General features: G+C 71.0%; 26 protein-coding genes. 13 read left to right on the plus strand and 13 right to left on the minus strand.

Annotated elements, in window-relative coordinates; translation table 11 throughout:
* The first annotated feature begins 3 nt into the window (after positions 1-3).
* The gene (gene hemB / locus MQN93_RS39665; RefSeq protein WP_242713317.1) at positions 4-999 is read left to right on the plus strand and encodes a porphobilinogen synthase; all 996 of its coding nucleotides are present in this window, start codon (positions 4-6) and stop codon (positions 997-999) included.
* A 47-nt stretch (positions 1,000-1,046) separates the two neighbouring features.
* On the opposite strand, the gene MQN93_RS39670 is transcribed toward hemB, so the two are convergent.
* Positions 1,047-1,235 (minus strand): hypothetical protein, encoded by a 189-nt coding sequence (locus MQN93_RS39670; protein ID WP_016437509.1) that lies wholly within the window; start codon positions 1,233-1,235, stop codon positions 1,047-1,049.
* A 272-nt stretch (positions 1,236-1,507) separates the two neighbouring features.
* Between MQN93_RS39670 and MQN93_RS39675 the strand changes: the two genes are divergently transcribed.
* Together MQN93_RS39675 and MQN93_RS39680 are read left to right on the plus strand one after the other, a co-directional pair.
* Complete coding sequence (locus MQN93_RS39675; protein ID WP_016437510.1) at positions 1,508-2,410, plus strand: SAM-dependent methyltransferase; 903 nt, start codon at positions 1,508-1,510, stop codon at positions 2,408-2,410.
* Between the two features lie 84 nt (positions 2,411-2,494).
* Positions 2,495-3,325: an arylamine N-acetyltransferase family protein gene (locus MQN93_RS39680; protein ID WP_016437511.1), complete on the plus strand. Its 831-nt coding sequence runs from the start codon at positions 2,495-2,497 to the stop codon at positions 3,323-3,325.
* A 34-nt stretch (positions 3,326-3,359) separates the two neighbouring features.
* Here MQN93_RS39680 and MQN93_RS39685 read toward each other — a convergent pair whose 3' ends face one another.
* Positions 3,360-4,127: a DUF4253 domain-containing protein gene (locus MQN93_RS39685; protein WP_242713318.1), complete on the minus strand. Its 768-nt coding sequence runs from the start codon at positions 4,125-4,127 to the stop codon at positions 3,360-3,362.
* Between the two features lie 60 nt (positions 4,128-4,187).
* Entirely contained in the window at positions 4,188-4,778 is a 591-nt protein-coding gene (locus tag MQN93_RS39690; protein ID WP_242713319.1) for a TetR/AcrR family transcriptional regulator, read from the minus strand.
* Positions 4,779-4,885: 107 nt separating this feature from the next.
* On the opposite strand from MQN93_RS39690, the gene MQN93_RS39695 reads away from it, so the two are divergent.
* Entirely contained in the window at positions 4,886-5,779 is an 894-nt protein-coding gene (locus MQN93_RS39695; protein ID WP_242713320.1) for a class I SAM-dependent methyltransferase, read from the plus strand.
* On the opposite strand, the gene argS is transcribed toward MQN93_RS39695, so the two are convergent.
* Positions 5,780-7,546: an arginine--tRNA ligase gene (gene argS, locus MQN93_RS39700; RefSeq protein WP_242713321.1), complete on the minus strand. Its 1,767-nt coding sequence runs from the start codon at positions 7,544-7,546 to the stop codon at positions 5,780-5,782.
* A gap of 151 nt (positions 7,547-7,697) precedes the next feature.
* On the opposite strand from argS, the gene lysS reads away from it, so the two are divergent.
* Positions 7,698-9,440, plus strand: a complete 1,743-nt coding sequence (lysS, locus tag MQN93_RS39705) for a lysine--tRNA ligase (protein WP_037783545.1) — start codon at positions 7,698-7,700, stop codon at positions 9,438-9,440.
* 71 nt (positions 9,441-9,511) lie between these two features.
* On the opposite strand, the gene MQN93_RS39710 is transcribed toward lysS, so the two are convergent.
* The 3 genes from MQN93_RS39710 to MQN93_RS39720 all read right to left on the minus strand — a co-directional run bounded on the left by MQN93_RS39710 (position 9,512) and on the right by MQN93_RS39720 (position 12,814).
* Complete coding sequence (locus MQN93_RS39710; protein ID WP_242713322.1) at positions 9,512-10,750, minus strand: DUF2637 domain-containing protein; 1,239 nt, start codon at positions 10,748-10,750, stop codon at positions 9,512-9,514.
* Positions 10,751-10,906: 156 nt separating this feature from the next.
* Positions 10,907-11,854 carry a DUF3558 family protein gene (locus tag MQN93_RS39715; RefSeq protein WP_372504530.1) on the minus strand — a complete coding sequence of 316 codons (948 nt, stop codon included), beginning with the start codon at positions 11,852-11,854 and terminating at the stop codon, positions 10,907-10,909.
* Positions 11,855-11,989: 135 nt separating this feature from the next.
* Positions 11,990-12,814 carry a DUF3558 domain-containing protein gene (locus tag MQN93_RS39720; protein WP_242713323.1) on the minus strand — a complete coding sequence of 275 codons (825 nt, stop codon included), beginning with the start codon at positions 12,812-12,814 and terminating at the stop codon, positions 11,990-11,992.
* 206 nt (positions 12,815-13,020) lie between these two features.
* Here MQN93_RS39720 and MQN93_RS39725 point away from each other — a divergent pair, with 206 nt between their 5' ends.
* Complete coding sequence (locus MQN93_RS39725) at positions 13,021-14,214, plus strand: RtcB family protein (RefSeq protein ID WP_242713324.1); 1,194 nt, start codon at positions 13,021-13,023, stop codon at positions 14,212-14,214.
* 27 nt (positions 14,215-14,241) lie between these two features.
* Here MQN93_RS39725 and MQN93_RS39730 read toward each other — a convergent pair whose 3' ends face one another.
* The 3 genes from MQN93_RS39730 to MQN93_RS39740 all read right to left on the minus strand — a co-directional run bounded on the left by MQN93_RS39730 (position 14,242) and on the right by MQN93_RS39740 (position 15,566).
* Positions 14,242-14,382 (minus strand): hypothetical protein, encoded by a 141-nt coding sequence (locus MQN93_RS39730; RefSeq protein WP_016437521.1) that lies wholly within the window; start codon positions 14,380-14,382, stop codon positions 14,242-14,244.
* Positions 14,382-15,155, minus strand: a complete 774-nt coding sequence (locus tag MQN93_RS39735; RefSeq protein ID WP_242713325.1) for an SDR family NAD(P)-dependent oxidoreductase — start codon at positions 15,153-15,155, stop codon at positions 14,382-14,384. The genes MQN93_RS39730 and MQN93_RS39735 overlap by 1 nt, the downstream gene beginning before the upstream one ends.
* Positions 15,156-15,227: 72 nt before the next feature.
* Positions 15,228-15,566 carry a YnfA family protein gene (locus tag MQN93_RS39740; protein WP_016437523.1) on the minus strand — a complete coding sequence of 113 codons (339 nt, stop codon included), beginning with the start codon at positions 15,564-15,566 and terminating at the stop codon, positions 15,228-15,230.
* 135 nt (positions 15,567-15,701) lie between these two features.
* Between MQN93_RS39740 and MQN93_RS39745 the strand changes: the two genes are divergently transcribed.
* Entirely contained in the window at positions 15,702-16,190 is a 489-nt protein-coding gene (locus tag MQN93_RS39745) for a hypothetical protein (protein ID WP_242713326.1), read from the plus strand.
* 68 nt (positions 16,191-16,258) lie between these two features.
* On the plus strand, positions 16,259-16,732 hold the full coding sequence (locus MQN93_RS39750; RefSeq protein WP_016437525.1) for a MarR family winged helix-turn-helix transcriptional regulator: 474 nt from the start codon (positions 16,259-16,261) through the stop codon (positions 16,730-16,732).
* Between the two features lie 43 nt (positions 16,733-16,775).
* On the opposite strand, the gene MQN93_RS39755 is transcribed toward MQN93_RS39750, so the two are convergent.
* Positions 16,776-17,177 carry a winged helix-turn-helix transcriptional regulator gene (locus tag MQN93_RS39755; protein WP_242713327.1) on the minus strand — a complete coding sequence of 134 codons (402 nt, stop codon included), beginning with the start codon at positions 17,175-17,177 and terminating at the stop codon, positions 16,776-16,778.
* 134 nt (positions 17,178-17,311) lie between these two features.
* Here MQN93_RS39755 and MQN93_RS39760 point away from each other — a divergent pair, with 134 nt between their 5' ends.
* Positions 17,312-18,202 (plus strand): NADP-dependent oxidoreductase, encoded by an 891-nt coding sequence (locus tag MQN93_RS39760; RefSeq protein ID WP_242713328.1) that lies wholly within the window; start codon positions 17,312-17,314, stop codon positions 18,200-18,202.
* Between the two features lie 26 nt (positions 18,203-18,228).
* On the opposite strand, the gene MQN93_RS39765 is transcribed toward MQN93_RS39760, so the two are convergent.
* Positions 18,229-19,638 carry an MFS transporter gene (locus MQN93_RS39765; RefSeq protein WP_242713329.1) on the minus strand — a complete coding sequence of 470 codons (1,410 nt, stop codon included), beginning with the start codon at positions 19,636-19,638 and terminating at the stop codon, positions 18,229-18,231.
* 73 nt (positions 19,639-19,711) lie between these two features.
* A complete protein-coding gene (locus MQN93_RS39770; RefSeq protein ID WP_242713330.1) occupies positions 19,712-20,518 on the minus strand; it encodes a helix-turn-helix domain-containing protein in 807 nt (268 codons plus the stop codon).
* A gap of 204 nt (positions 20,519-20,722) precedes the next feature.
* Between MQN93_RS39770 and MQN93_RS39775 the strand changes: the two genes are divergently transcribed.
* The 4 genes from MQN93_RS39775 (at position 20,723) to MQN93_RS39790 (ending at position 24,776) form a co-directional block, all read left to right on the plus strand.
* Positions 20,723-21,850 (plus strand): LLM class flavin-dependent oxidoreductase, encoded by a 1,128-nt coding sequence (locus tag MQN93_RS39775; RefSeq protein WP_242713331.1) that lies wholly within the window; start codon positions 20,723-20,725, stop codon positions 21,848-21,850.
* Positions 21,847-22,458, plus strand: coding sequence for an FMN reductase (locus MQN93_RS39780; protein WP_016437531.1), 612 nt, complete (start codon positions 21,847-21,849; stop codon positions 22,456-22,458). The genes MQN93_RS39775 and MQN93_RS39780 overlap by 4 nt, the downstream gene beginning before the upstream one ends.
* A gap of 188 nt (positions 22,459-22,646) precedes the next feature.
* Positions 22,647-23,354: a response regulator transcription factor gene (locus MQN93_RS39785; protein ID WP_037783451.1), complete on the plus strand. Its 708-nt coding sequence runs from the start codon at positions 22,647-22,649 to the stop codon at positions 23,352-23,354.
* Positions 23,355-24,776 carry a sensor histidine kinase gene (locus MQN93_RS39790; protein ID WP_016437533.1) on the plus strand — a complete coding sequence of 474 codons (1,422 nt, stop codon included), beginning with the start codon at positions 23,355-23,357 and terminating at the stop codon, positions 24,774-24,776. It abuts the gene before it with no gap.

Raw genomic sequence — 24,776 nt, forward strand, 5'->3', positions numbered from 1 at the left:
GGTATGTCGAAGTACGGATCCTTTCCCGGTGCGCGGCCGCGGCGGCTGCGGACCGGCCCTGTGATGCGGCGGATGGTGGCCGAGACGCGGCTGCACCCGGCGGACTTCATCCTTCCGGCGTTCGTGCGTGAAGGTGTGTCCGAGCCCGTGCCCATCGCCGCGATGCCCGGTGTCGTGCAGCACACGCGCGACAGTCTGAAGAAGGCGGCCGCCGAGGCGGTGGCGGCCGGGATCTCCGGGATCATGCTCTTCGGCGTACCGGAGGACGAGAAGAAGGACGCCGTCGGGACGCCGGGGACGGACCCGGACGGGATCCTGCAGGTCGCCCTCCGTGATGTGCGTGCCGAGGTCGGCGACGATCTGCTCGTCATGTCCGACCTGTGCCTCGACGAGACCACCGACCACGGCCACTGCGGCGTGCTCGACGCCGAGGGTCGCGTCGACAACGACGCCACCCTGGAGCGGTACGCCGAGATGGCCCAGGTGCAGGCCGACGCGGGCGCCCATGTCGTGGGTCCCAGCGGGATGATGGACGGCCAGATCGGCGTCGTCCGCGACGCGCTCGACCAGATCGGGCGCGAGGACGTGGCGATCCTCGCCTACACCGCCAAGTACGCCTCCGCCTTCTACGGCCCCTTCCGCGAGGCCGTCGGCTCCTCCCTGAAGGGCGACCGGAAGACGTACCAGCAGGACGCGGCCAACGCCCGGGAGTCGCTGCGGGAGCTGGCGCTCGACCTGGAGGAGGGCGCCGACATGGTGATGGTCAAGCCGGCCGGGCCCTACCTCGACATCCTGGCCCGGGTCGCCGACGCCTCGGACGTGCCCGTCGCCGCGTACCAGATCTCCGGCGAGTACTCGATGATCGAGGCCGCCGCCGAGAAGGGGTGGATCGACCGCGAGCGGGCGATTCTGGAGACGCTGACCGGCATCAAGCGGGCCGGGGCGCAGAACATCCTCACCTACTGGGCCGTCGAGGCCTCGCAGAGGCTGCTGGTCTGAGCCCACTGCGGCTTTATTGCGCCTGCGGCTCTACGGCGCCTGAGGCTCTACGGCGCCTGCGGCGAGGGTGCTGCCCCCGCCGCCGGGGCCGACTGTGCCGCCGGGGTGTTCAGGGACGACGGGCCCTCGTCGCGCAGCCCCTCGCCGTCCCTGCACGCCGTCAGCACGAGCGCGGCGAGTGCGGCCGTCGCGGCGAGGAGCAGGCGGGCGCGGGTGCGGGTGGGGGGTGCGGACATGGGTCGGCCCTCTCGATGGTGAACTCGGGGTCGGGACTCCAGCCTGCTCGGTGATCCGTCCGGCGCGCCACTGTCCGCGGACGATTCGGGACGCCGGACCTTCCGGATGCCGTTCGACCTGCGGGGATGCCATGTCCCGGGACGCCGGTTCGGGACGCGTCGTGGCGGCATCACGGTACGGGCACCATCAAGTTCCCCCGGGAGTTAGGTTGTTGGCGACTCCTCGTCGCTCCTTGAACGAACGTCCGCCTCGACTCTCCAGGGAGACGCCCATGTCCGGTGACGCCCTCAGCCAGGACCCCGCCGAGCTGAGAAGGAGGATCGACAGCACCAGGGCACATCCGGCCCGGGTCTACGACGTCTTCCTGGGCGGCAAGGACAACTACCCCGTCGACCGCGCCGCGGCCGCCGCCGCGCTCGCCGCCAACCCGCGCGGCTACCTCGACGTACGGCACAACCGCGACTTCCTGCGCCGCGCGGTGAACGAACTGGCCGGACAGGAAGGCATCCGCCAGTTCCTCGACATCGGCACCGGCCTGCCCACCGCGGAGAACGTCCACCAGATAGCCCAGCGGATCATCCCGGACGCGCGCGTCGTCTACGTCGACAACGACCCCGTGGTGCTGGCCCACGCACGGGCCCTGCTGACCAGCGGCCCCGAGGGGCGTACGGACTACATCGACGCCGACTTCAAGAACCCGGCGCAGATCCTCGAACAGGCCGCCAAGACACTCGACTTCGACCAGCCGATCGCGCTCTGCCTCGTCGCGATCCTGCACTTCGTGGAGGACGAGGAGGCGTACCCGATCGTGCGCGAGCTCGTCCGTGCGCTGCCGTCCGGCAGCCGCCTGGTGCTCAGCCATCTCACCGAGGACCTCAACCCCGAGAACATCCGCGCGGTGCAGCGGACGTACACCGAGCGGGGCTTCACCTTCGTGCTGCGCACTAGGGCGGACGTCGAGCGGTTCTTCACGGAGAACTCGCTGCGGCTGGTGGAGCCGGGCGTCGTCCCCGTCCATCACTGGCGCGCCGACAACGACGCCCCCGTCCCGGAGCAGCCCGAGGAGTCCTACCTGGGGGGCCTCGACGACATCGAGAAGGTGCGGTACGCCGACATCAACGACGTCACGGACGCCGACATCAACGTGTACGCGGGGGTCGGCGACAAGGCGTGACCCCTCTCTGACGTGCCCGGGTGTTCCGGTCTGCCGTACCCGGGCGTACCCGGGCGTATCCGGGCGGGTGTCTACTGTGGCCGGATGGCCGACACAGTGGACTTCGATCTTGACGCGTATCTCGGGCGGATCGGATGGGAGGGGGAGCGGCGGGCCGACACGGTGACGCTGCGCGGGGTGCATCTGGCGCACATGAGGGGCATCCCGTTCGAGAACCTGGACGCCCTGCGGCGTACCGCCCCCTCCCTCGAAACCGCGGACCTGATGGCCAAGCTGGTGCACAGCCGACGCGGCGGCTACTGCTACGAGCACAACTTCCTGCTCGCCGGCGCGCTGGAGGCCCTGGGGTTCGGGGTGACGCTGCTGACGGCGCGGGTCGTCGTCGGTGCCGACCGCATCGAGACACGGCCGCGCACGCACATGGCGCTCCTCGTCGAGGTGCCCGGCGACGCGCAGCCGTATCTGGCCGACGTCGGCTTCGGAGCGATCGGCGCACTGCTGGAGCCCGTACCGCTGACGGCCGGTGTCGAGTTCCGGGACGCCGAGCGGCGCCACCGCCTGGTCCGGGTGCCGCACCGCGGTCCGCTGGAGATGTGGCTGCTCCAGGCGCACGACCGGGGCACGGGCGACTGGGCGGGGCAGTACGCCTTCACCCTGGAGCCCTTCGAGAGGCCCGACTACGACGTCATCAACTGGCACATCGGCACCAACCCGCGCTCCCCGTTCACCCAGCGCCTCTACGTCCAGAGCGTCGACGCCGAACGCCATCTCCTGCTGCACGGGCGGGTGCTGACGCGGACCCGGGCCGACGGGGACGTGTCCGAGCGGGAGTTGACGACGGAGGCGGAGGTGCGGCGGCTGCTGGACGAGGAGTTCGGGATCGAGGCTCCGGACGGGATCGCGCTGTTGAGTTGAGGGCTGCTGAGCGGCCGAGGGTCCGGGCGGGTCGTCAGTCCCACCAGAAGTACCAGGCAGGCTGGTTGAGGAGCCGGCGCTCGGCATAGGCCGTGCGGCTCGGGTTGTCGCTCTGCCAGATGTTGTCCGGGCAGAACGCGAAGTGCTCCGCCGCGAGCGCCTCCGCCTCGGCCAGGGTGGTGGGCGGCGCGGCGACCGACACCAGCAGGGTGTCGAAGCCGAGCGCCACCACCCGTATGCCGAAGCGGTCCTCCCAGGAGCGGAGCACCGCGGACAGACGCGCGGTGTCGCCCTCGTGGTTCACCGGGCCCGTCCAGCCGATGGCGGTCGGGATGTCGGCGCTGCGGCGGGCCGGGACGAGGGCGAGGCGGGGGTCCTTGAGCGGACTGCCGTCGTCGAGGAGGGAGTTCACGATGTCGTCGGCGACGGAGTCGGGATCCGCGGCATCCCTGGCGTCGGCCAGACCGGGCCAGTCCGCGTCCGCCTCCGCGCACTCGTCCCAGAGCTCCTCCAGCACCTCCTCGGCATCGTGATCCCCCGGATACGACACCTCCGCGGGCATCAAGTCCCAGTGCCGCGGGCCCTCATGACCGGCACCGACGTCCAGGACGACCGGGAGCAGCCCGACGCCCGGCGCCGTCGCCCGGACCGCCACCCAGTCATCGGGCGCGGCCCGGCCGTCCGTCAGCCACAGCAGCGGCTCGTGCCACGGCCCGTCGTCCGTCGCGTCGACCAGCTCACCCGGCGGAAGCTGCAGCCCGAGGGACGCGAGCCTCGGCAGCGGGTTCGGAAGTGTCGCCATGCCAGTGACTGTAGAGCGGGCCACTGACAACGGGCCCTCGTGGTCCGCGACATGGCCCGCTCAGGAGCGCATGACCCCCGCCACCACCGCCGTCACCGACCCGCGCACCGTCTCCCGGTCAGGTGCCCCCGACTCGCGGTCCGCGAACAGGAGGTGGGCGGCGCCGAGGAGGGTCGGGGCGAGGACGGACGTGTCCGCGTCGGGGGCGATGCGGCCCAGGTCGCGTTCGGCCGAGAGGTAGGCCGCGAGCACCGCGGCCGCCTCCGTCATCAGGGGGATGCCCCGGGAGCCGGCCGTGCGCAGGCGTTGGCGGAGTTCGTCGCGGGCGATGACGAGGCCGACGACCGAGGTGGCGACCGGGTCGAAGAGGTCCGTGAGGGCGGTGGTGAGGTTGTCGGTGACCGTGCCCGTTCCGGCGGACTCGTTCAGGGCCGCGCCCAGGGCCTCCAGCCCGCGGATGCGCGTCCGCACCAGCTCCACCAGGAAGTCGTCGAAGTCCGTGAAGTGCCGGTGCAGGACGCCCTTCGCCACGCCCGCCTCCGCCGTGACCGCCCTGCTGGTCAGCGCGTTCGGGCCGGCCCGCAGCAGGATGCGCTCGGCGGCGTCGAAGAGCTGTTGGCGGGGGTCGCGGATGGCCACTCCTGTCGGCATGTCCGCCATTTTCTCCCAGGTCGAAGGGGCTGGAGTGGGCGCCCGCCCATTGACGAGTGGGCGCCCGCCCATTGACGAGTGGGCGCCCGCCCACCCATAGTGGGCACATGCCCACTCCTTCGTCCACCCCAGAGTCCGCCTCCCCGTCCGCCCCAGAGTCCGCCCCGGCGTCCAGCCCGGCGGCCACCCCGGAATCCGACCCAGCGCCCACCCCCAACCGCCCCCACGAGCACCGGGACATCGCCGAGTCCTTCGGCGCCGACCCCGAGCGCTACGACCGCGCCCGGCCCCGCTATCCCGAAGCCCTCGTGCGGCGCATCGCCGACGCCCTGCCCGGCCCCGACGTACTCGACGTCGGCTGCGGCACCGGCATCTCCGCCCGGCAGTTCCAGGAGGCGGGGTGCACCGTGCTCGGGGTCGACCCCGACCCGCGGATGGCCGCGTTGGCGCGACGGCTCGGCACGGACGCGGAAGTGGCGACGTTCGAGGCGTGGGAGCCGGGGCAGCGCCGGTTCGACGCCGTCGTCGCCGGGACGGCCTGGCACTGGGTCGACCACGCCGCCGGTGTGGCCAAGGCGGCGAAGCTCCTGCGCCCCGGCGGCCTGCTGGCCCTCTTCTGGAACGTCGCGGACATCCCGGCCGACCTGGCCGAGGCGGTCGCCGACAGCTGCGAACGCGTCATGCCCGACGCGCCGTTCGACTTCCGCGCCGCCCTGACGAGGTCGGTGGTGGACGGCTACCAGAGCTTCCTCGTCAGGGCGGCCGACGGCATCCGGGAAGCCGGCGGCTTCGACGAGCCCGAACAGTGGCGCCACGACTGGGAGTTCACCTACACCCGGGACGCCTGGCTGGATGTCGTGCCCACCCAGGGCGCCTTCACGCGCCTCCCACCCGACAAGCTCGCCGAGATCCTGGCCGCCGTCGGGACCGCCATCGACGCGCGGGGCGGCACGGTCACCATGCCCTACGCGACGCTGGCGGTCATCGCCCGGCGCACCTGATCAGAGCCGCTCCGGCGTCCGGATCCCCAGCAGGGCCATGCCCTGGTGCAGGGTGCGGGCCGTCACGTCGCACAGGAAGAGGCGGTTCTCCGCGACCTCCTGAGCGGGGGCGGGCTTCACCACCGGGCACTGGTCGTAGAACGTCGTGTACAGCGACGCCAGTTGGTAGAGGTACGCGGCCACCTTGTGCGGCGCGTACTCTGCCGCAGCCTCGAAGACCGTCTCCCCGAACGCGTCCAGGTGCAGGGCCAGCGCCCGCTCCGCCGGGGCCAGTTCGAGCTCCGGGTGGGCCAGCGGGGTGCGGTCGCCGGCCTTGCCGAAGATGGACCGGATACGGGCGTACGCGTACTGCAGGTACACGCTCGTGTCGCCGTTCAGCGACACCATCTGGTCCAGGTCGAACTTGTAGTCGCGGTTCGGCGACGTCGACAGGTCCGCGTACTTCACGGCGCCGATGCCGACGTAGCGGCCGTTCTCGACGATCTCCGCCTCGCTCAGGCCCACCTTCTCGGCCTTCTCCCGCACGACCGCCGTGGCCCGCTCGACCGCCTCGTCCAGCAGGTCCTCCAGCCGTACGGTCTCGCCCTCACGCGTCTTGAACGGCTTGCCGTCCGCGCCCAGGACCGTGCCGTAGCCCATGTTGTGCGCGGTGACGTCGTCGCTCAGCCAGCCGGCCCGCCGGGCCGTCTCGAAGACCATCTTGAAGTGCAGCGACTGCCGCACGTCCACGACATAGAGCAGCGTCGTCGCGTGCAGGTCGAAGACGCGGTTGCGGATCGCGGACAGGTCGGACGCCGCGTAGCCGAAGCCGCCGTCCGCCTTCTGCACGATCAGCGGCACCGGCTGGTCGTCCTTGCCGCGGATCTCGTCGAAGAACACGACCAGCGCGCCCTCGGAGCGCACGGCGACACCCGACTCCTCAAGGAGCCGCGCCGTCTCCGCCATCATGTCGTTGTACGCCGACTCGCCGACGATCTCCTCGTCGCGGATCTGCATGTCGAGCTTCTCGAAGACCGAGTAGAAGTACACCTTCGACTCGTCCACGAACTGCTGCCACAGCTCCAGCGTCTCCTTGTCGCCGGACTGCAGGGCGACGACCCGCTTGCGTGCCCGCTCCTTGAACTCCTCGTCCGAGTCGAAGACCGCGCGCGAGGCCTTGTACACCCGGTTCAGATTGCTCATCGCCTGCTCGCCGTCGACGTCGGCCGCCGGGGCCAGCTCGCCGGGGTTCTCGAACAGGTACTGGATGAGCATGCCGAACTGCGTGCCCCAGTCGCCGATGTGGTGCCGACCGATCGTCTTCTCGCCGGTGAAGTCGAGCATGCCGCGCAGGGCGTCGCCGATGACGGCGGAGCGCAGATGGCCGACGTGCATCTCCTTCGCCACGTTCGGCTGGGCGTAGTCGATGATCGTGACGCCCGCGTTCTCCTTCAGGGGCACGCCGAGCCGCTCGCCGTCCGCGTACCGCGCGGCGAGGTTCTCGGTGATCGCCCGGTCCGAGAGCGTGACGTTCAGAAAGCCGGGCCCGGAGACCTCGACGTCCTTGATCACATCACCGGTGACGATGTTGCCGACGACTTGCGCCGCCAGCTCCCGCGGGTTGGTCTTGGCCTTCTTGGCGAGCGCGAGGATGCCGTTCGCCTGGAAGTCGGCCCGGTCGCTGCGTCGCAGCAGCGGGTCCGCACCGGCGGCCTCCGGCAGGGTGGCCGAGAGGGCGGACGCGAGCTGCTGCTGGACGGAGTCGCTGAGGGACGTGACCGAGGCCATAGGAAGGGGTGCCGTTCTCCTCGTGGGGATCGATAGACCCATCCAGTATCCCATGGTGGGTAAAGCGGTTTTCGTCGCCGCTATGGGGTCTGGGAGAATGGAGCGGTCAGCCGTGCGACCGTACCGGCTGCCCCATGTCAGAAAGAAGGACGTGCCGATCGTGGCTCAGAGCACCGAGACCACCGACTGGGTCTCCCGTTTCGCGGATGAGGTCATCGAGGAGTCGGAGCGTCGGGCCCCCGGCAAACCCGTCGTCGTCGCGTCCGGTCTCTCGCCCTCCGGCCCGATCCACCTCGGCAACCTGCGCGAGGTCATGACCCCGCACCTCGTCGCCGACGAGATCCGCCGCCGCGGGCACCAGGTGCGCCACCTCATCTCCTGGGACGACTACGACCGCTACCGCAAGGTGCCGGCCGGCGTCGCCGGGGTCGACGAGACCTGGGCCGAGCACATCGGCAAGCCGCTGACCTCCGTCCCGGCGCCCAAGGGCTCCGCGCACCCGAACTGGGCCGAGCACTTCAAGGCTGCGATGATCGACTCGCTGGCCGAGCTCGGCGTGGAGTTCGACGGCATCAGCCAGACCGCGCAGTACACCAGCGGCGTCTACCGCGAGCAGATCCTGCACGCGATCGCGCACCGGGCCGAGATCGACGCGATCCTCGACCAGTACCGCACCAAGAAGGCCCCGGCCAAGAAGCAGCAGCAGAAGCCCCTGGACGAGGCCGAGCTGGAGGCCGCCGAGGGCTCCGGCGCGGCGAGCGAGGACGACGGCTCGTCCGGCTCCGCCGGGTACTTCCCGTACAAGCCGTACTGCGGCAACTGCGAGAAGGACCTGACCACGGTCACCTCGTACGACGACGACACCACCGAGCTGACGTACGCCTGCACCGCGTGCGGCTTCTCCGAGACCGTCCGGCTCAGCGAGTTCAACCGCGGCAAGCTGGTCTGGAAGGTCGACTGGCCGATGCGCTGGGCCTACGAGGGCGTCGTCTTCGAGCCCAGCGGCGTCGACCACTCCTCCCCGGGATCCTCCTTCCAGGTCGGCGGCCAGATCGTCGGGATCTTCGGCGGCAAGCAGCCCATCGGACCGATGTACGCCTTCGTCGGCATCTCCGGCATGGCCAAGATGTCGTCCTCGCGCGGCGGCGTGCCGACCCCCGCCGACGCCCTGAAGATCATGGAGCCCCAGCTCCTGCGCTGGCTCTACGCCCGCCGCCGCCCCAACCAGTCCTTCAAGATCGCCTTTGACCAGGAGATCCAGCGGCTCTACGACGAGTGGGACAAGCTCGACGCCAAGGTCGCCGACGGCAGCGCCCTGCCCGGAGACGTGGCCGCACACACGCGTGCCGTCGGCACCGCCGCCGGTGAACTGCCGAAGACCCCGCGCCCGCTGCCCTACCGCACGCTGGCCTCGGTCGCCGACATCACCGCCGGACACGAGGACCAGGCGCTGCGCATCCTGAGCGAGCTCGACCCCGCCGACCCGCTCGCCTCACTGGACGAGGCACGGCCCAGGTACGACAAGGCCGAGGCCTGGATCAACACGCACGTCCCCGCCGACCAGCGGACCATCGTGCGCGACGAACCCGACGCCGAACTGCTCAAGTCCCTCGACGAGGACGGCCGGACGTCCCTGCGGCTGCTCCTGGACGGACTCGCCGAGCACTGGTCCCTGGACGGACTCACCCACCTCGTCTACGGCGTGCCCAAGGTGCAGGCCGGCTTCCCCGCGGACGCCACGCCCAAGGAGCTGCCGCCGGAGATCAAGACCGCCCAGCGGTCCTTCTTCGCGCTGCTCTACCACCTGCTCGTCGGCCGCGACACCGGACCGCGCCTGCCCACCCTGCTGCTGGCGGTCGGACAGGAGCGGGTACGGGCCCTGCTCGGCGAGTGACGCCATGACAGAGCGCCCGGTGCCGTGGGGCACCGGGCGCTCTGTCATATGCACGCGATCGGTTCTTTTGCTCAGGCGATGTGGTCCTCCGCCAGCTCCGCGTTGAGCCGGTTGGAGAAGCGGTTCACCATGCGCTTGGACTCCGCGTCCTCCAGCGTGACGCCGTACGTCGCCTCCACGTCCGCGATGAACCCGCGCGGCGTGGGCGCGCCGTTGCCGCCCTTTATCGACTCGCGGAAGACCAGGTAGAAGTCCTCCTCGGTCGGCTCGGGAGGACCGCCGCCCTCACCCAGCTCGCGCGTACGGCCCGGGCTCACCGGAATGGGGAAGCTGCCGGTCTCCTCCGGAGAGGGCTCGTCGTATCCCACCTGCTCCTGCCGGTACTGCTCGGCCTGCTGCTGCTCGGCATACCACTGGGCGTACTGCTCGGGGTCGTACTCGGGGTCGTAGTCGCCCTGGTAGGCGACCTCGTGGGGAGGGGCGAACCACGGGCTCTGGTCGGGCTCGGGCTCGAACTGCTCGACGGGCGCCGCCTGCTGCGGCACGGGCGCCATCTGCGCCGGACCGCTCACCGCGGGCGGCGCGATCTCCTGCGCAGGCGCCGGAGGCAGCAGCGCCGGCTCTATACCGGCAGCAGCGAGCCCCGACGGCGCCGTCTCCGCCAGCGGAACGCCGTAACGCGCCAGCCGCAGCGGCATCAGGGACTCCACCGGGGCCTTGCGCCGCCAGGCACGGCCGAAGCGGGAACGCAGCCGGGCCTGGTACACCAGCCGCTCCTGCTCCAGCTTGATCACCTGCTCGTAGGAACGCAGCTCCCACAGCTTCATACGCCGCCACAGCAGGAACGTCGGCACGGGCGAGAGCAGCCAGCGGGTGAGGCGGACCCCCTCCATGTGCTTGTCGGCCGTGATGTCGGCGATCCGGCCGATCGCATGCCTGGCGGCCTCGACGGACACCACGAAGAGCACCGGGATCACCGCGTGCATCCCCACGCCCAGCGGATCCGGCCAGGCGGCCGCGCCGTTGAAGGCGATCGTCGCCGCCGTCAGCAGCCAGGCGGTCTGCCGCAGCAGCGGGAACGGTATGCGGATCCAGGTGAGCAGGAGATCAAGGGCCAGCAGGACACAGATGCCCGCGTCGATGCCGATCGGGAAGACATAGGCGAAGTTCCCGAAACCCTTCTTGAAGGCCAACTCGCGCACGGCCGCGTACGAACCCGCGAAGCCGATGCCGGCGATGATCACGGCGCCGGTCACGACCACGCCGATGAGAACGCGGTGCATCCGAGTCAGCTGCAGTGGCGCGGCCACCCGTACTCCCCTCCCATTGCGTGCTGTTGCGCGCAACAGAGTGGCACAAGTGTCCGGCGAACGAAGCGCCGGGACGGGCGGAGCCCGGTCCCCACAGGGGGCCGGGCTCCGTCAAAAAGCGGTGTTGAGCTGCGAGTTGGCGTCCAGATGTGACAGTCAGCTCTTCTTGGAAGCCGAAGCGGACGCGGAGGGCGAAGAGGACTTCTGGGCCTTCGAGGCCGACGCGGACGGCTTCGCCGACGCCGACTTCGAGGCCGACTTGGACGGCGAGGGCTTGCCCGAACCCGAGCCGTTGCCCGAACCCGAGCCATTGCCCGCGCCCGAACCGGCGCCCGCCCCCGAGCCGTCGCCGTTCGCCGACGCCACGGAAGCCACCGCCTCCTTGGCCGCCTGCTCGGCGGCCTTCGTCAGATCGTCCGCCGACGGGGTCTTCTCACCGGCCAGGCCCGCGCCGTTGTAGTCGAGCGTCACGACGACGTTCTCCACCCGCGTCACGATCGTCTGCTGCTTGAAGGCGCCTTCCTTCTTCTTCAGGTCGTAGCGCACCAGCGTCGCCTCGTCGCCCGTACCGGCGACCGGCTGCGTCTTGGTGTTCTTCGCGCCCTCGACGCCCTGGGCGTCCTTGACCTGCTTCTCGTAGTACGCGTGCGCCAGCTTGTCGCCCTCACCGCGCTGCGCGTCCGAGTCGAAGCGCAGCAGCGAGACATTGAGCCAGCGGAACTGCGAGCCCTTCACACCGTTGTTGTCCAGGCTGCTCCACGAGCAGCTGGCCCGCGTCGCGGTGTCGTCCGACTGACCCTCCTTGCCGGACTTCGCGCCCTTCGGCACGAGCGAGGTCAGCGTCTTCTTCGACAGCACCGCGCACGAGTCGGGCAGCTTGCGGTACGCCGCCGCCTGCACCGTCGGCGAGGCGCTCGCGCCCGACGCGGACGACGAGTCGCCGCCCGATCCCTTGCCGCCCCCGTCACCGGAGCCGGAGTCCGAGGAGCAGCCGGCGGTGAGCACCAGCACGGGGAGGGCGAGCGCGCAGACGGCAAGGCGCACGGGGCGCATGTGCCGCCTCTCTCGCTGGTTGTGCCGGTCTCGCTCTGCTGGTCGCTGCATGGTTCCTTCACTCATGACGCTGTGGTTCCTGCGGTCGACGGGTCGGGTCCGAGGGGCCACGGTACGCGGTGAGGAAACTGTGTGCTTCTGCTTCACAGGCTTTGCGGTCGCGCGACCGGGACGCGCGAACGGCCGCTAGGAGCCCAGGGTGTCCGCCAGCTGTGCGGCCAGTTTCCGGGCCCTGTCCTGCATTTCCTTGCTGTCCGGCACGACGCCGACCGAGGCCGGCTGCTCCTCGTACTGGATGGTCACCATGACGTTGGACGTGCGGAACGCCACAGTCACCGTGCGCTGCTGAGCCGTCGAGGAGGAGCCGCTGAGCGCGTCGTCGAGGAAGGCCTCGTCGCCGAGACCGCTCAGGACACGGGGCTGCAGATCGGCCGGCGGGACGGACGGGGACGAGGAGGACGGCGAGGAGGACGCCGAGGTGCTCGGGTCGGCGCCGTCGTCCGAACCGGGGTCGGCGGAAGTCGTGGCGTCGCCGGGCGTACCGCTGCCGGAAGGCGTCGGCTCGGGAAGGTCGGCCGCCGTCTCCTTCTGCGCGAACAGCTCCTGCGCCTGGGTGTCGTCGCTCACGGAGTTGTCGTAGGAGACGACACGCTCGAAGTCGACGAGGAGATGGTCGGTCGCCGCCGTCGACTGGACCTTCCAGCGGCAGCCGACCTTGCGGTCCGTGTCGTACGTGAGCGTGGCCTCGCCCTGGTACGCCTTGTCGCGCTGCTCCTCGTCCGTGATCTGCTTGATGCCGGGCAGCATCGCGTCGAGGGTGTCATGGCTGACCGCGCTGCACGGCTCCGGGAGCGTGCGGTACTTGCCGGGCTGGGCCGCGGCGGACGCCGTACCGGCATCGCCGGGGTTCGAGTCGTCCGTCGAACCCCCGTCGCCCGAGCCTCCGGTGCAGCCGGCCAGCAGCGCCACGAGGAGCGCGGCCACGCCGGGTACATATGCCTTCCGCTGCACGGTCAGGCTCCTCTCTCGACGGTGGCCGACGGCCGTGGGTCCAGTGTCCCCGCTGGTTATTCGCTTGCTGCACGGGGGCGTCCGCTGCAGACAATGTGTATCGCACGCACTGCCGTGGACGCCGGTCCGTTGTCCCATTTCACCGACCTTGGCGCTGGTTTTGCGTTTTCAAACTTCTATTGCTGTTCCGGGGGAATGAGGAAGAAATGTCGTACGTGGAGATGCCGGGCGCGAAGGTCCCGATCCGTATGTGGACCGACCCGGCGACGGTCGAGGACGTGGCCCTGCAGCAGCTGCGCAACGTCGCGACCCTGCCCTGGATCAAGGGCCTCGCGGTCATGCCGGACGTCCACTACGGCAAGGGCGCGACGGTCGGCTCGGTCATCGCGATGCAGGGCGCCGTCTGCCCCGCGGCAGTGGGCGTCGACATCGGCTGTGGCATGTCCGCGGTCAAGACCTCCCTGACGGCCAACGACCTGCCGGGCGACCTGTCCCGACTGCGGACGAAGATCGAGCAGGCTATTCCGGTGGGGCGGGGGATGCACGACACCGCTGTCGATCCGGGACGACTGCACGGGTTCGCGACCGGCGGATGGGACGGATTCTGGGAGCGCTTCGACGACGTCGCGGAGGCGGTGAAGTTCCGTGCGGAGCGGGCGACGAAGCAGATGGGGACGCTCGGGTCCGGAAATCACCATCTGGAAGTGTCGCTCGACTCGGACAATGCCGTGTGGCTGACGCTGCACTCCGGTTCCCGGAACATCGGCAAGGAACTGGCCGAGTACCACATCGGCGTGGCCCAGAAGCTCCCGCACAACCAGGGTCTCGTCGACCGAGACCTCGCTGTCTTCGTCGCGGACACCCCGCAGATGGCGGCCTACCGGAGCGACCTCTACTGGGCCCAGGAGTACGCGAAGTACAACCGCTCCATCATGATGGCGCTCCTCAAGGACGTGATCCGCAAGGAGTTCAAGAAGGCGAAGCCGACCTTCGAGATGGAGGTCAGCTGTCACCACAACTACGTGGCGGAGGAGCGCTACGAAGGGATGGACCTGCTGGTGACCCGCAAGGGTGCGATCAGGGCGGGTGCAGGTGACCTGGGAATCATCCCGGGCTCGATGGGCACGGCCACGTACATCGTCAAGGGCCTCGGCAACGAGAAGGCCTTCAACTCGGCGTCGCACGGCGCGGGTCGGCGCATGAGCCGCAACGCAGCGAAGCGGCGCTTCTCGACGAAGGACCTGGAGGACCAGACGCGGGGCGTGGAGTGCCGCAAGGACAGCGGCGTCGTGGACGAGATCCCGGGCGCGTACAAGCCGATCGAGCGGGTGATGGATCAGCAGCGGGACCTGGTGGAGGTCGTGGCGAAGCTGAAGCAGGTCGTCTGCGTGAAGGGCTGAGCCACACGAACCTCGCTGCGCTGCCGCCTACTTGGCGTGCAGTACCGCGTAGATCATCACGAACGCCACGATGTGGATGCCGAAGAGGAAGTAGGCGAGGTAGTACCAGACGTACCGCTCGCGTTTCTTCTCCAGCTTCAGGCGCTGCTGCTCCCTTTCGTCCGTCATCACAGCTCCCGGTGGACCTTGGTGTTGGAGGCCTGGGCGCGGGGGCGCAGCACCAGCAGGTCGACGTTGACGTGGCTGGGGCGGGTGACCGCCCAGGTGATCGTCTCCGCCACGTCGTCGGCTGTCAGGGGTGCGGCCACGCCCTCGTAGACCTTCGACGCCTTCGCCTCGTCGCCGCCGAATCGGGTGAGGGCGAACTCGTCGGTCTTGACCATGCCGGGCGCGATCTCGATGACCCGGACCGGGCGGCCGACGATCTCCAGGCGGAGGGTCTCGGCGAGGACGTGCTCGCCGTGCTTGGCGGCGACATAGCCCGCGCCGCCCTCGTAGGTGCCGAGGCCCGCGGTGGAGGAGACGACCACCACCGTGCCGTCGCCGCTCGCCTCCAGCTTGGGCAGCAGGGCCTGGGTGACGTTCAGGGTGCCGATGACGTTCGTCTCGTACATCGTGCGCCAGTCGGCCGGGTCGCCGGTGGCCACGGGGTCGGCGCCGAGCGCGCCGCCCGCGTTGTTGACGAGGACCCCGATCGTCTGGAAGGCGGTCGCGAACTCGTCGACCGCCGCGCGGTCGGTGACGTCGAGCTGATACGCCGCGGCGGAGTGCCCCGCCGCGTTGATCTCCTCCGCCAGCGCCTCGATCCGGTCCTTGCGGCGGGCGGTCAGGACGACGCGGTATCCCGCTGCGGCGAGCTGACGGGCCGTGGCGGCGCCGATTCCGCTGCTGGCACCGGTGACGATCGCGATGCGGGAGGCTGCGGACGGTGCGGTTGCCATGCGGTGCTCCTGGTCTGCGGTGTGCGGTCGGCTCTGCGGTGTGCGGTCGGCTTCATTCAGCGTAAGTGAGGCTCAGCCGCCGTTCCTCGGCGCCCACATGATCAGCGCCATTCCGGCGAGGCAGACGAGCGCGCCCGTGATGTCCCAGCGGTCGGGCCGGTAGCCGTCCGCGACCACGCCCCACAGGATCGAACCGGCGACGAAGATCCCGCCGTACGCGGCGAGGATGCGGCCGAAGTGGGCGTCGGGCTGGAAGGTGGCGACGAAGCCGTAGGCGCCGAGGGCCAGCACGCCTCCGGCCATCCACAGCCAGCCGCGGTGTTCGCGCACGCCCTGCCAGATCAGCCAGGCCCCGCCGATCTCGAAGATCGCGGCGACGACGAAGAGGGCGGCGGAGCGGGCGATGAGCATGGCGCAAGCCTGCCACGGGCGGGTGCTGTCACCTGATGGACGGCGCCTGCCGGCGGCTCGGCGTGGGATACATCCCCGTGGGACACGTCCGCGGGAGATACGTCCGTACGTCCGCGGCGAGTGAGGAGTGGTGGCATGCGCAGGGTTCTCCCGGTGTCGGTGTCGGTGCCGGTGGTGGCCGTGGCGGCGCTGGCTGCGGTGGCCGTGGGGACCGTGCCCGCCGGTGCGGCCGGCGGCGACCCCGAGGCCGACCTCGCCTATCACGGCGTCGTCTCCATGTCGGGCGGCCGGGTGGACCTGCGGTTCACGCCGCGCAACCACGGGCCGTCGGCGGTGCCGGACACGACGGTGCGGCTGCGCTGGTCGGTGCCGCTGGTGGACGGGCAGGCGCTGCCGGAGGGGTGTGCGCGGTCGGCCGCGCGGGAGGTGCTGTGCCGGGTGGGGGCGCTGGCGGCGGACGACCGGGGCCGGCAGATCGGGCTGCGGGTGCGGCTGCGGGGCGCGCCCTCCGAGGTGCTGCTGGAGACGGACACGGTGTGGAGTGGGGGCGCCGTGGACCGCAACCGGTCGAACGACCGGCAGCGGGTGCTCGTCCTCGACACCGGGGACAGGTACTACTTCTAGGCGCGGGTTCCGTACGATCTCTGCACGGCGCAGACGACGAGGGCGGCGCAGGCGAAGAGGAGCGAGGCATGGCAGGGACCGCGCGGGAGCGGCTGCTCGACGAGCTGTCCGTCGTCTCGCGCCGCTACATGGCCTCGTACGCCCTGTTCAACCAGGCCGTCGCCGACCACCTCGGCCTGCACCCGACCGATCTGCAGTGTCTGAACCTGCTGACGCTGGAGGGGGCGCCGGTGACGACGGGCCGGATCGCGGAGCTGACGGGTCTGACCACCGGGTCGGCGACCCGGCTGGTGGACCGGCTGGAGCGGGCCGGCTATGTCCTGCGGGAGCGGGACGCGGAGGACCGGCGGCGGGTGCTGGTGGCGACCGTGCCGGAGCGGATCGCCGAGTTCGGGCGGATGTGGGACCGGCTGGGCGGCGACTGGTCCGCCCTCTTCGACGAACTGGACGACGCCGAACTGGCCGTGGTCGTCGGGCACATGCGGCGGACGGTGGAGTTCAGCGGGCAGCAGGTCGCGCGGTTGCGGGCGGGCGAGGTCTGAGGGCCCTCGGGTACGTCTCGTGCCGTCGCCCTGATCGGTGCACCTAGGCGTTCTCGGCGTCGTACTGCTCCCGTGCCGCGTGCACCTCGTCGAAGTGGGTCTCGGCCCAGGTCTTCACCGCGGTCATCAACTGCGCGAGGCTGCCGCCCAGTTCGGTGAGCTCGTAGTCGACGCGGACCGGCACGGAGGGGGTGACCGTGCGGGTGACGAGGCCGTCGCGCTCCAGGGCGCGCAGGGTCTGCGTCAGCATCTTGGGGCTGACGCCGGCGATCTTGCGGCTGAGGTCGCTGTAGCGCATCGGGCCGGTGGACAGGGCGGCGAGGACCAGGCTGACCCACTTGTCGCTGAGGCGGTCCAGGAGCTGGTTGGTGGGGCAGGCGCGCAGGAAGGCGTCGTAGTCGGTGCGGGCCTGTTCGCGCTTCTGGGCGGCGGTCATGGTCGCCATGGCTCTCCTCCGGGTGAGGTAGGCACCTTCAGGTAACTACTTCCTCCTGGATAGTAACTCTTCCTACGGTTGTTGCAGCACTTCAGAAACGCGGAAAAACATCTCGATTCTGATCGATTCTGGGAGAGACAACCATGCGTGCTGCAGTAGTGAGGACCTTCGGCGGGCCCGAGACCGTGGAGATCGTGGAGGCGGAGGTGCCCGAGCCGGGCGCCCGTCAGGTGCGGATCAAGGTCGCGGCGGCCGCGCTGAACCCGGTGGACGCCGGTGTGCGCGGCGGGTTCTTCGGGGGCGCGGGCAAGCAGATCGGCTTCGGCTGGGATGTCGCCGGGACCGTCGACGCGACGGGGGTGGCGACCGCCTGGAGCGCCGGTGACGAGGTGGTGGCCCTGGACCCGGGCATGGTGCGGCCGCTGGGCACCCATGCCGAGTACGTCGTCGTAGACACGGACGCGGTGGCGAAGGCGCCTGCCACGGTCGACGCCGTGCATGCCTCGACGTTGCCGCTGAATGCCCTGACCGCCGAACAGGCCCTGGACCTACTGGAGTTGACCGAAGGGCAGTCGCTTCTCGTGACGGGTGCGGCGGGCGCGGTCGGCGGGTTCGCGATCCAACTCGCCGTTCACCGGGGTCTGTCGGTGACCGGGCTGGCCCGGGAGGGCGACGAGGAGCTCGTACGGTCCCTGGGCGCCGCCCACTTCGCGTCCGGGGACGCCGACCTGGGCACCTACGACGCCGTGCTGGACGCCGCGAACCTCGGCGAGGCCGCCCTTGAGTGGGTCCGCGACGGCGGTGCCTTCGTGGGCGTCCGGCCCGGGGGCCACCCCGAGTCGGTGCGCGGGGTGCGGACCACCGCGGTCGCCGTCACGGCCGACGGCGCCCGTCTCGCGAAGCTGGCGGGCCTGGTCGACGAGGGCGTACTGACCCTGCGGGTGGCCGAGACCTACGCCCTCGACGATGCGGCGAAGGCCCACGCCCGGCTGGATGCGGGCGGGGTCCGGGGGCGACTGGTCCTGATCCCCTGAGCGCCGGCGCCCTCAAGGGGGCGGGCCTACCCCGCCCCTTCGGGCCGCGCGGGCGCCCTGCGCGGCAGCAGCCGTACAAGAGGCAGACACAGGATCACGCTCGCGGCGACGGCGGCAAGGCTCACCAGGACCGCGTGGGTCTCGCCGCCGGTCGTCCTGAAATACACGGTCGTCACCGTGGCCGCCCCCACCGAATTGGCCAGCTGCTGCACCGCGTTGAGCGCCCCGCTCGCGCTGCCGGCCTCCTCGGGGGCGATGTCGCCGATGGTGACGTCGTAGACGGTGCCGAAGCAGGTGCCCATGCCGAGGCCGACGAGGAGCAAGGGTGGCACCAGGACCCAGCCGTCGCGGTCGGCGAGCAGGGCCAGGCAGCCGCAGCCGGTGAGGATCAGCAGCAGCCCGGCGACGACGAGTTGACGGCCGTAGGTGTGGATCAGCCGGTAGCAGGCGATGGACGCGACGACGATGCCCGCCGACAGCGGGATCAGGCCGAGCGCCGTGCCCGCGGGGGAGTGGCCGAGGCCCCGCTGGAAGTGGAGCGAGAGGACGTAGAGGAGACCCGCGACCGCGGCGAAGACGAGGACGCCGAGGATCAGGCCCGAGGTGAAGCCGCGGTTGTGCAGCAGGGTCGGGCGGATCAGCGGTTCGGCGGCCGTGCGCTGACGGTGGCAGAAGGCGGCGAACAGGGCGAGGCCCAGCAGGAGCAGGGCGACCGGCCGCACGCTCCAGCCGCCCGAGCCGTCGATGAGTCCGCCGAGCAGACCGAGCATGGCACCGGCCAGCAGCGCGGAGCCGGGGCCGTCCACGGACACGGTCCGCTCGCCGCTGTCGCGGGGGAGCAGACGGGCCGCGGCGAGCAGGGCGGCGCCGCCGAGGAGCAGGTTGATCAGGAACATGGGGCGCCAGCCGAGGCCCGCGAGGTCGGCGTCGACCAGGAAGGCGGCGAGGATCGGCCCGCCGACGGCGGACAGTCCCATCACCGGTCCGAACAGGCTGAACGCCTTGCCGATCTCCTCGCGCGGCCAGGTCGCGCCGAGGATGCCGAAGCCCTGCGGGATCAGGAGCGCCCCGAAGGCGCCCTGGAGCAGCCGGGCGACGATCAGGAAGGCCGGCGCCTGGGCGAGCCCGCAGGCGAGCGAGGCCGCGACGAACCCGGCGAGCCCGGTCAGGAACAGCCGCCGGCGCCCGTACTTGTCGCCGAGCCGTGCGCCGGGCACCAGGAGCACGCCGAGCGCGAGGGCGTAGGAGGCGCCGAGCCACTGCACCAGGCTCGCGCCGCCGCCCAGGTCCCGGGTGATCGTCGGCGCGGCGATGTTGGTGATCGTGGCGTCGAGCAGGTCGAGGACGTCGGCGGCGAGGATCACGGTGAGGACGGCCCAGCGGGCGCGGGGGGACAGGGGTGGAGTATCTCTTGCGTTACGAAGAATCTGCGTCACGCAGGTAAATATCCATGCTTGGCCGCCGCAGTGCAACCGGATTTGCGGGCGCCTGCCGCACCCCTCGCTACCGCTACTGCACGCCCTGTGTCGCGTACGCCGTCGGCGGCACCCCCACCGTCGCCGTGAAGTCCCGTACCAGATGGGCCTGGTCGGCGTAGCCGAGGTCGGCGGCGAGGGCGGCCCAGTCGACGTCCCGGTCGGTCTCGGCGCGCTCCAGGGCCTCGTGGATGCGGTAGCGCAGGACGACCCACTTGGGGCCCACGCCCACGTACGCGGCGAACAGGCGCTGCAGGACTCGTACGGACAGGCCCTCGGCGCGGGCGAAGTCGCCGACGCGGCGGATCGTGCGGTCGGTGCGGATGCGGTCGGCCAGGGTCATCGCGAGGTCGGCCTGCGGGTCGGGTTCCGGGGCGAGGCCGAGGAGGAAGGCGTCCAGGGCGGCGACCCGGGCGTCCTCGTCGTCCGGCCCGAGCACGACGTGCGGATCGGCGTCGAGGGGGACCTCCGGGAAGCGGATCCGCTGCCCGGTCCAGTCGCTCACCGGCCGGCCGGGGGCGAAGGGGCGGAAGCCGCCCGGCCGGAACTGGATGCCGCAGACCCGCCCCCGCCCCTCCAGCTTCTGCGTGAACAGTTCGAGCCCGATCCCCGCGATCTCGGCGAACGGCTCCTGCCCGGCGAACTGCTGGAAGACGATGTTGACCGACGGGTGCGGGACCACGTGCGAGGCGTACGGCTGGGTGAGGTCCCAGTCGATCAGCCAGTAGTGCTCCAGATACGGGCGCAGCGGCTCGGCGGGCTCGCGGCGGCGGAAGCGCACCTGCGCGAGGAGCCCCGCGGCGTCGACGATCCCTCGGTGGTCACGGCGTGGGGCGGCCATGTCCGGATCGTAGGACGGGGTACTGACAGTCGCCGGGGTGAGGGGACCCTGGTGGTGCCGGACTACCGGGACCCAGGTGATGCCGGACTACCGGGACCCTGGTGGTGCCGGACTACCGGGACCCTGGTGGTGCCGGAATACGGAGACCCTGGTGACCGTTCACCGATATAGTTGAACGGTCAACAACTTGGAGGTTGAGCGACCATGCAGTTCGGGATCTTCAGCGTCGGCGACGTCACGCCGGACCCAACCACGGGGCGTACGCCGAGCGAGCGCGAGCGCATCAAGGCCATGGTCGCCATCGCGCTGAAGGCCGAGGAGGTGGGGCTCGAGGTCTTCGCGACCGGTGAGCACCACAACCCGCCGTTCGTGCCGTCGTCGCCGACCACGATGCTCGGCCACATCGCCGCGCGGACCGAGAAGCTGATCCTGTCCACCTCCACGACGCTCATCACCACCAACGACCCGGTGAAGATCGCCGAGGACTTCGCGATGCTCCAGCACCTGGCCGACGGGCGCGTGGACCTGATGCTGGGCCGCGGCAACACCGGCCCGGTCTACCCCTGGTTCGGGCAGGACATCCGCCAGGGCATCAACCTCGCCGTCGAGAACTACGCCCTGCTGCACCGGCTGTGGCGCGAAGACGTCGTGAACTGGGAGGGGAAGTTCCGCACCCCGCTGCAGGGCTTCACCTCCACGCCCCGGCCGCTGGATGGCATCCCGCCGTTCGTCTGGCACGGCTCCATCCGTTCCCCGGAGATCGCCGAGCAGGCCGCGTACTACGGCGACGGCTTCTTCCACAACAACATCTTCTGGCCGGCCGACCACACCAAGCGGATGGTCGAGCTGTACCGGACCCGGTACGCCCACTACGGCCACGGCACCCCCGAGCAGGCCATCGTCGGGCTCGGCGGGCAGGTCTTCATGCGCAAGAACTCCCAGGACGCGGTCCGCGAGTTCCGTCCCTACTTCGACAACGCGCCGGTCTACGGCCACGGGCCCTCCCTGGAGGACTTCACCGACCAGACCCCGCTGACCGTCGGCTCCCCGCAGGAGGTCATCGAGAAGACCCTCACCTTCCGCGAGTACGCCGGTGACTACCAGCGCCAGCTGTTCCTCGTGGACCACGCCGGGCTGCCGCTGAAGACCGTGCTGGAGCAGCTCGACATGCTGGGCGAGGAGGTCGTGCCGGTGCTGCGCGAGGAGTTCGCCAAGAACCGTCCGGCGGATGTGCCCGAGCCGCCGACCCACGCGTCCCTGCTGGCCGCCGAGCAGGCCGAGCAGCCTGCCGCGGAGCAGCTTGCCGCCGGACCGAAGGAGGTCGTGGCATGAAGCTCGTCGTCGTCTCGGCGGGACTGAGCGTGCCGTCCTCCACCCGGCTGCTGGCCGACCGGCTGGCCGCCGCGGTGGGGCGGCGCACCCCGGTCGACACCGAGGTCGTGGAGCTGCGCGACCTCGCCGTGGAGATCGCGCACAACCTCACCAGCGGATTCCCGGGGCCCGCCCTGTCCGCCGCCCAGGAGGCCGTGACCGGCGCCGACGGACTGATCGTCGTCACGCCGGTGTTCTCGGCCTCGTACAGCGGACTGTTCAAGTCCTTCTTCGACGTGCTCGACAAGGACGCCCTGGCGGGCAAGCCGGTGCTGATCGCAGCGACCGGCGGCACCGCCCGGCACTCCCTGGTGCTGGAGCACGCACTGCGCCCCCTCTTCGCCTACCTGCGCGCGGTGGTCGTCCCCACCGGGGTCTACGCCGCCTCCGAGGACTGGGGCGCCGAGGGCCTGGAGGACAGGATCGACCGGGCGGCGCAGGAGCTGGCGGCGCTGATGACGGGCCTGTCGGCGGCGCGCCCGGTCCGGCCGGTCAGGGACGACTTCGACGTGGTGCCGTTCGCCGAGCGGCTCGCGGCGCTGTCGCAAGGGGGCGGCGGGCTGCAGTGAGACGGCGGAAGGCGCACCGGCGGGCCGTGCCTGTGACGGTGAGGCGGGGCCCTGTGACGGTGAGGCCGCGCCTGTGACGGTGAGGCCGGGCCTGTGACGGTGAGAGCGCGGTAAAAAGGCTGATCGTGGTCCGGCTCACCCGGCTGAACCACGACCGGCCAAGGCAGACTGGATGCGTGCCCCAGACTGTGCTGCTCGCCGAAGACGACCGTGCCATCCGCCATGCCCTGCAGCGGGCCCTGAGCCTTGAGGGCTACCAGGTCATCGCGGTCGCCGACGGCGTCGAGGCGCTCGCGCAGGCCCACAAGTCGCCGCCGGACGTCCTCCTGCTGGACGTGATGATGCCCGGCATCGACGGGCTCCAGGTCTGCCGGGTGCTGCGGGCCGAGGGCGACCGCACACCGATCCTCATGCTCACCGCGCTCGTCGAGACCGCGGACCGGATCGCGGGCCTGGACGCGGGCGCCGACGACTACGTGGTCAAGCCGTTCGACGTCGAGGAGGTCTTCGCGCGGCTGCGCGCCCTGCTGCGCCGCACCAGCCCCGACAACGGCCAGCCGGCCGGCCAGCCGAAGGAGCAGCCCCAGGCCCCCGACCGGCAGATCGAGGCCGCGGGCCTGCGCATGGACGTACAGGCCCGCCGCGCCTGGCGCGGCGAACGCGAACTGGAGCTGACCCGCACGGAGTTCGAACTCCTCGAACTGCTGGTGCGCAACGCCGGGATCGTCCTGGACCACTCCACCATCTACGACCGCATCTGGGGCTACGACTTCGGGCCCGGCTCCAAGAACCTCGCCGTCTACGTCGGCTACCTGCGCCGCAAGCTCGACGAACCCACGGCCCCGGCCCTGATCCACACGATCCGCGGTGTGGGTTACGTGCTCCGGGAGGACTGAGTGAGCCGGCTCAGGTGGCTGCCGACCCTACGGCGTCCCGGGCTGGTCTCCCTGCGTACGACGTTCGCCGTGTCGTTCGCGGCGGTCACCGCCGCCGTCACGGTGCTGGTCGGCGTGCTGTCGTACAGCGCGGCCGCCCGGCTGGTCCGCGTCGACCAGGAGTCCGTGTTCGACCAAGTCGTGCAGGACGTACGGGACGAGGTGAGCCGGCACCGGATGACGCCGGAGGACTTCTCCTCGTCCGCGCCGGGGCACGACGTGGTGCGGCCCGCCCGGACCGACGTACAGGTGCTGGGGCCAAACGGCGACGTCGTCGACCGCGGCAGGCCCGGCCTGCCGGTCACGGCCGCCGACCGCTCGATCGTGGAGAGCCGGGCGGCCGGGAGGATGGTCGAGCACAAGGACGTCGACGTCGCCGAGGACGTCTACCGCATCGCCACCGTCTCGCTCGGCGACGGCCGGGGCGCGGTGCAGGTCGCGCAGGAGTTCAGCGACACCGAGGACCTGCTGCGGGCCCTGCAGCAGCGCACGCTGATCCTGATGGGCGCGGTGGTGCTCGGCGCGGGCCTGTTCGGCTGGTGGCTGGCCCGGCGCATCACCCGCCGGTTGATCATCCTCACCTCGGCCGCGGAGAACGTCGCCCGCACCCGCCGGCTCGGCATCGAGGTGCCCGTCACCGGCTACGACGAGGTGGGCCGGCTCGGCCGCGCCTTCGACCGCATGCTGGGCCGCCTCGCCCAGTCGGAGGAGGACCAGCGCCGCCTGGTCCAGGACGCGGGACACGAACTGCGCACACCGCTCACCTCGCTCCGTACGAACATCTCCCTGCTGCGCCGGATCGACGAACTGCCGCCCGCCGCGCGCGAGGACCTGGTCGCCGACCTCGGCCAGGAGGCCCGCGAGCTGACCGACCTGGTGAACGAGCTGGTGGACCTGGCGGCGGGACAGTCCGACAGCGAGCCCCCGCAGCGGGTGGACCTCGCCGAGATCGCCGAGGACGTCGCGGGGCTCGCCCGGCGCCGCACCGGCCGCGAGGTCAGGGTGCGCGCGAGCGGCGACACGACGACCGACGGGCGGCCGGGGATGCTGCAGCGCGCGATGTCCAACCTGGTCGAGAACGCGGCCAAGTTCGACCGCGACGGCACGGGCCCCATCGAGATCGCCGTCCTCGGCCCCGCCCGCCCGGGCACGGTCCGCGTCGAGGTCCTCGACCGCGGCCCCGGAATCGCCGAATGCGACCTGCTCCGCATCTTCGACCGCTTCTACCGCGCCACGGACGCCCGCTCCCTCCCCGGCTCCGGCCTCGGCCTGTCGATCGTCCGCGAGGTCGCCACAGCCCACGGCGGCGCCCCGTTCGCCTTCCGCCGCGAGGGCGGGGGCTCGGTGATCGGCTTCTCGGTGGTGGGGGTGCCTCCGGCCTGA

Source organism: Streptomyces spinosisporus, from assembly GCF_022698145.1.
GTDB classification, from domain to species: domain Bacteria; phylum Actinomycetota; class Actinomycetes; order Streptomycetales; family Streptomycetaceae; genus Streptomyces; species Streptomyces spinosisporus.